Source organism: Cupriavidus sp. 01L46, from assembly GCF_056399905.1.
Genome location: NZ_JBFTSF010000427.1, coordinates 1 through 4147, shown reverse-complemented (window position 1 = coordinate 4147; position 4147 = coordinate 1). Strand labels below are relative to the sequence as shown.

Here is a 4147-nt window from a genome sequence, read left to right as displayed (position 1 = left end):
ATGCGTCGTCGGCGGTGAGACGGTAGTTGCCGGCCACGGTGGCGGTGACGGGGGCGCGCACGCCATGCAGGTTGACATACGGATGCGCTGCCGACCACGGCGCCCTGGGCGAGGTATGCCGGCTGGTTTCCACCTGCTGGGTTTGCGGCTCCTGCCCGGTCTGCGGCGAAGCCGGATCCGGCGTGCTATCGAGCCCCGTGTCCGCCGGCATGGGCAGGCTGGCGGGGAGCTCGTCCCATAGCAACTGCGCCTCGATCGGATAGGCCTCGCTTTTGAGCATCGTGCGCCAGTTGTCGATCGCGCCGGTGGGGCACGGCCCCAGGCAGGCGCCGCAGCCGTTGCACACATCGGCCCTGACCACGTAGTTGCGGTCGTCATGGGTGATCGCGTCGATCGGGCAGGTGTCTTCGCAGGTGTTGCAGCGGATGCAGATCTCGGGGTCGATCAGGTGCTGCTTGATGATGTCGGGGGCGCCCATCTCTTTGGTCTCCTTGGCGCGCGGCCGGTCTGTCGCCGGTGCTGCGCCRCATGTTGCCCGTGGGTCAGTCCGGGCTGGTCAGGGTCAGTTGAAGCGCACGTACGCGAAATCCATCGGCTGGCGGTTGACGCCCACTATCGGCGGAGCGATCCAGTTGGCGTACTTGCCGGGCTCGGTGACCCGGCCCATCAGCGAGGCCACGAAGGCGCGGTCCTCGTCGGTTGCCAGCCACTCGCGCTCGCCGGCCTGCCATTGCGCTTCGGTGAGCAGATCGCCAGCCGGCGAGACACGGACGTTGGCCAGGCTGCCGATCTTGCGGTTGAATGCCTTGTGCGGCACCGTCAGGCGGAATGCGACGCCGTGCTTTTCGATCACCTTGTTCCAGCGCGCCACGCCGCCGAGCGTGTCCTTGACGTAGTCGTCGCGCAGCACCTCGTTGAGCGCGTTGAGCATGGGCACCTCGCGCTCGCCCAGGCGGCCGTCGGTGACGTCGAGGATGCGGTACACGTCGCCCTTGAGCACGTGGTCGTCGCCGCGCTTGCCTTCCTCGAAGCGGCCCTTGAGCCCGGCGCTGTAGAAAGTGGCGGCGTTGGACGACTGGTCGGCGCCGAACAGGTCGATGGTCACGCTGTAGTGGAAGTTGAGGTAGCGCTGGATGGTATCGAGATCGATCACGCCAGCGGCGCGCACGTCCGCGGGATCCTGGATATCGCGCTCGCGCATGACTTCGCAGGTGCGCTGGATCACGCGGGAGATGCCGGACTCGCCAACGAACATGTGGTGGGCTTCTTCGGTCAGCATGAAGCGCGTGGTGCGCGCCAGCGGGTCGAAGCTGGATTCGGCCAGCGCGCAGAGCTGGAACTTGCCGTCGCGGTCGGTGAAGTGGGTGAACATGAAGAAGGCCAGCCAGTCCKGCGTGCGCTCGTTGAAGGCGCCCAGGATGCGCGGGTTGTCCTCGTCGCCGGAGCGCCGTCCCAGCAGCGCCTCGGCCTCTTCGCGCCCGTCGCGCCCAAAATGGCGATGCAGCAGGTACACCATGGCCCACAAGTGGCGGCCTTCTTCCACATTGACCTGGAACAGGTTGCGCAGGTCATAGAGCGAGGGACAGGTCATGCCCAGGTGGCGTTGCTGCTCCACCGAGGCCGGCTCGGTGTCGCCCTGGGTGACGATGATGCGCCGCAGGTTGGCGCGATGCTCGCCCGGCACTTCCTGCCAGGCCGCTTCGCCCTTGTGCTCGCCGAAATGGATGCGGCGCGCCGGGTCGGCGGGCTGGAGGAAGATGCCCCAGCGATAGTCCGGCATCTTGACGTAGTCGAAGTGCGCCCAGCCGGAAGGATCGACCGAGACCGCCGTGCGCAGGTAGACATCGTGCTGGTGCGAGCCTTCGGGCCCCATGTCGCGCCACCAGTCGAGAAAGGCCGGCTGCCAGTGCTCGAGCGCGCGCTGCAGCGCGCGGTCCTCGGACAGGTTGACGTTGTTCGGGATCTTCTGGCTGTAGTCGATGCTCACGGGGTTGTCTCCTTGTCTTGTTTTTTGTTGCGTGGACGCCTGGCCCGGACGGGCAAACAGGCTCAGACGCGGTCCCAGTCGAAGCGGGCCTTGCTGCCCGAGCCGAACACCTTGAGCGCGCCTTGCTCGCCCACCGCGTTGGGCCGGTTGAAGATCCAGTTCTGCCAGGCGGTGAGGCGGCCGAAGATGCGGGTCTCCATGGTCTCCACCGGCCCGAAGCGCAGGTTGGCTTCGAGTCCCGTCAGGGCGTCGGGCGACAGGCTGGCCCGCTCTTCGATGGCAATGCGGATCTCGTCTTCCCAGTCGATGTCGTCGGGGGTGGCGGTGACCAGGCCGAGCGAGGCGGCGTTGATGGCGTCGAGCGGCGCGCCGATATGGTCCTGCACGGCCTGGATTGCCACCTCGTCCTGGTAGAAGCGCGCGGCCAGCCGGGTCAGTCCGTTGACGCCCGGATAGCGGCCGAAGTTGGCAGCACTGGCGAACACGCGCGGTGCATCGTCCGGCGCGTCGGGCAGGTGCAGCATGTAGCTGCGGTCGGCGGCCAGGGCCAGTTCCAGCAACGTGCCCGCAAAGCAGGAGTCCGGCTCGATCAGCGCAAACAGCGTGCGCGACGACACCTCCAGGCGCGCGAGCGTGCGGCGCAGCATGCCGATGGTCTCGCGCACGAACCAGTGGCCGGCATGCGCGTCCAGCAGCGCATCGGTGGCCAGCACCTGTTGGGGGTTGCCMTCGGTCTTGAGGATCCACATACCAATGTCGAGATGGTTGGCGCGCAGCGTGAGGATGGCGTCGTCGAGCTCGCGCGCCATCTTCAGCGGCCACCAGTCGGCGCCGGCGGCAAGGATTGCGGCCAGCGCCTGCGGCTGGTGCTTGGCCGGACCGAAGATCGTCAGCGTGGCCTTGCGGGCATGCGGGTCGATATGCACCTGGACCGTGTCATAGCGGTAGCCGTGCGCATCCTGACTGCGCGACAGTGGCGTGAGCTTCACGCCATCCTGGCCGGCGGGCCGGTCGCTCTGCGCGGCAAGCGCAAGCGCGCGCTGTTGCACATGCTCCGCGAAGCGCGCCGGCTTGACCACGGCATCGACCAGCTTCCAGTCGTGCGCCCGCTGCCCGCGTACGCCCTCGGTGGTGGTGCAGAAGATGTCGGCGTGGTCACGGCGCACCCGGCGCTTGTCGGTGATGCGCGTGAGCCCGCCGGTGCCAGGCAGCACGCCCAGCAGCGGCACTTCGGGCAGGCTGACGGCGGAGGAGCGGTCGTCGACCAGCACGATCTCGTCACAGGCCAGAGCCAGCTCATAGCCGCCGCCGGCGGTGGTGCCGTTGCAGGCCGCGATGAACTTCAGGCCAGAGTGGCGGCTGGCGTCCTCGATGCCGTTGCGGGTTTCGTTGGTGAACTTGCAGAAATTCACTTTCCAGGCGTGCGACGACTTGCCGAGCATGAAGATGTTGGCGCCTGAGCAGAACATGCGGTCCTTGGCGCTGGTGAGGACGACGGYGCGCACTTCCGGGTGCTCGAAGCGGATGCGCTGCACGGCGTCGTGCAGCTCGATGTCCACGCCGAGGTCGTAGGAGTTCAGCTTGAGGGCGTAGCCGGGGCGCAGGCCGCCGTCTTCGTCGACATCCATGGACAGCGTGGCCACCGGGCCAGCGAACGTCAGTTTCCAGTGCCGGTATTGCGCGGGGTCACGCTCAAAGGTGACGGGGGCTTGCTCAGTGGAGGTGGCGGTGGGAGCGGCCGGGGCGGACATCGTGGTCTCCTTTATGCATTATATTGTCGATCATCCTTTGCGATGAAATATAGTGCATAAATCTAGCCGGCGCAATCCTTGCGCGATGTCCAGGCGCCAATCACGCTACCAATCACGCACCAATCACGCGAAGATGGGCGCGCAAGGCCTGCAGGGAGGTGGTGGGATCCTGGCCGCTGGTGTCGATCGTCACGTCCGCGCGGGAGTACAGCGGGGTGCGCGCCAGCAGGATCCGGCGCAAATCGTCCATGGCTTCACGGTTGCCTTCCATCGGGCGCATGTCGCCCTGCGCCACTACCCGCGCCATGTGTTCCTCGGGCGAGGTCTTCACCCAGACCGTGTAGCAGCGTGCCAGCAGCAGGTTGAAGGTGGAGGGCTCCGAGACCAGGCTCCCGGGCGTGGCCAGCAC

4 protein-coding genes are annotated in these 4147 nt (G+C 67.0%); all 4 read right to left on the bottom strand.

Annotation, left to right across the window (positions count from 1 at the left end):
* Window positions 1–478: 4Fe-4S binding protein (locus tag AC1DS3_RS36005; protein WP_477129079.1), on the bottom strand; the 478-nt coding region annotated here is incomplete at its 3' end.
* Window positions 479–562: 84 nt separating this feature from the next.
* On the bottom strand, window positions 563–1987 hold the full coding sequence (boxB, locus tag AC1DS3_RS36000; protein WP_477129078.1) for a benzoyl-CoA 2,3-epoxidase subunit BoxB: 1425 nt from the start codon (window positions 1985–1987) through the stop codon (window positions 563–565).
* A 62-nt stretch (window positions 1988–2049) separates the two neighbouring features.
* Window positions 2050–3738: a 2,3-epoxybenzoyl-CoA dihydrolase gene (gene boxC / locus AC1DS3_RS35995; protein WP_477129077.1), complete on the bottom strand. Its 1689-nt coding sequence runs from the start codon at window positions 3736–3738 to the stop codon at window positions 2050–2052.
* Between the two features lie 112 nt (window positions 3739–3850).
* Window positions 3851–4147: shikimate kinase (locus AC1DS3_RS35990; RefSeq protein WP_477129076.1), on the bottom strand; the 297-nt coding region annotated here is incomplete at its 5' end.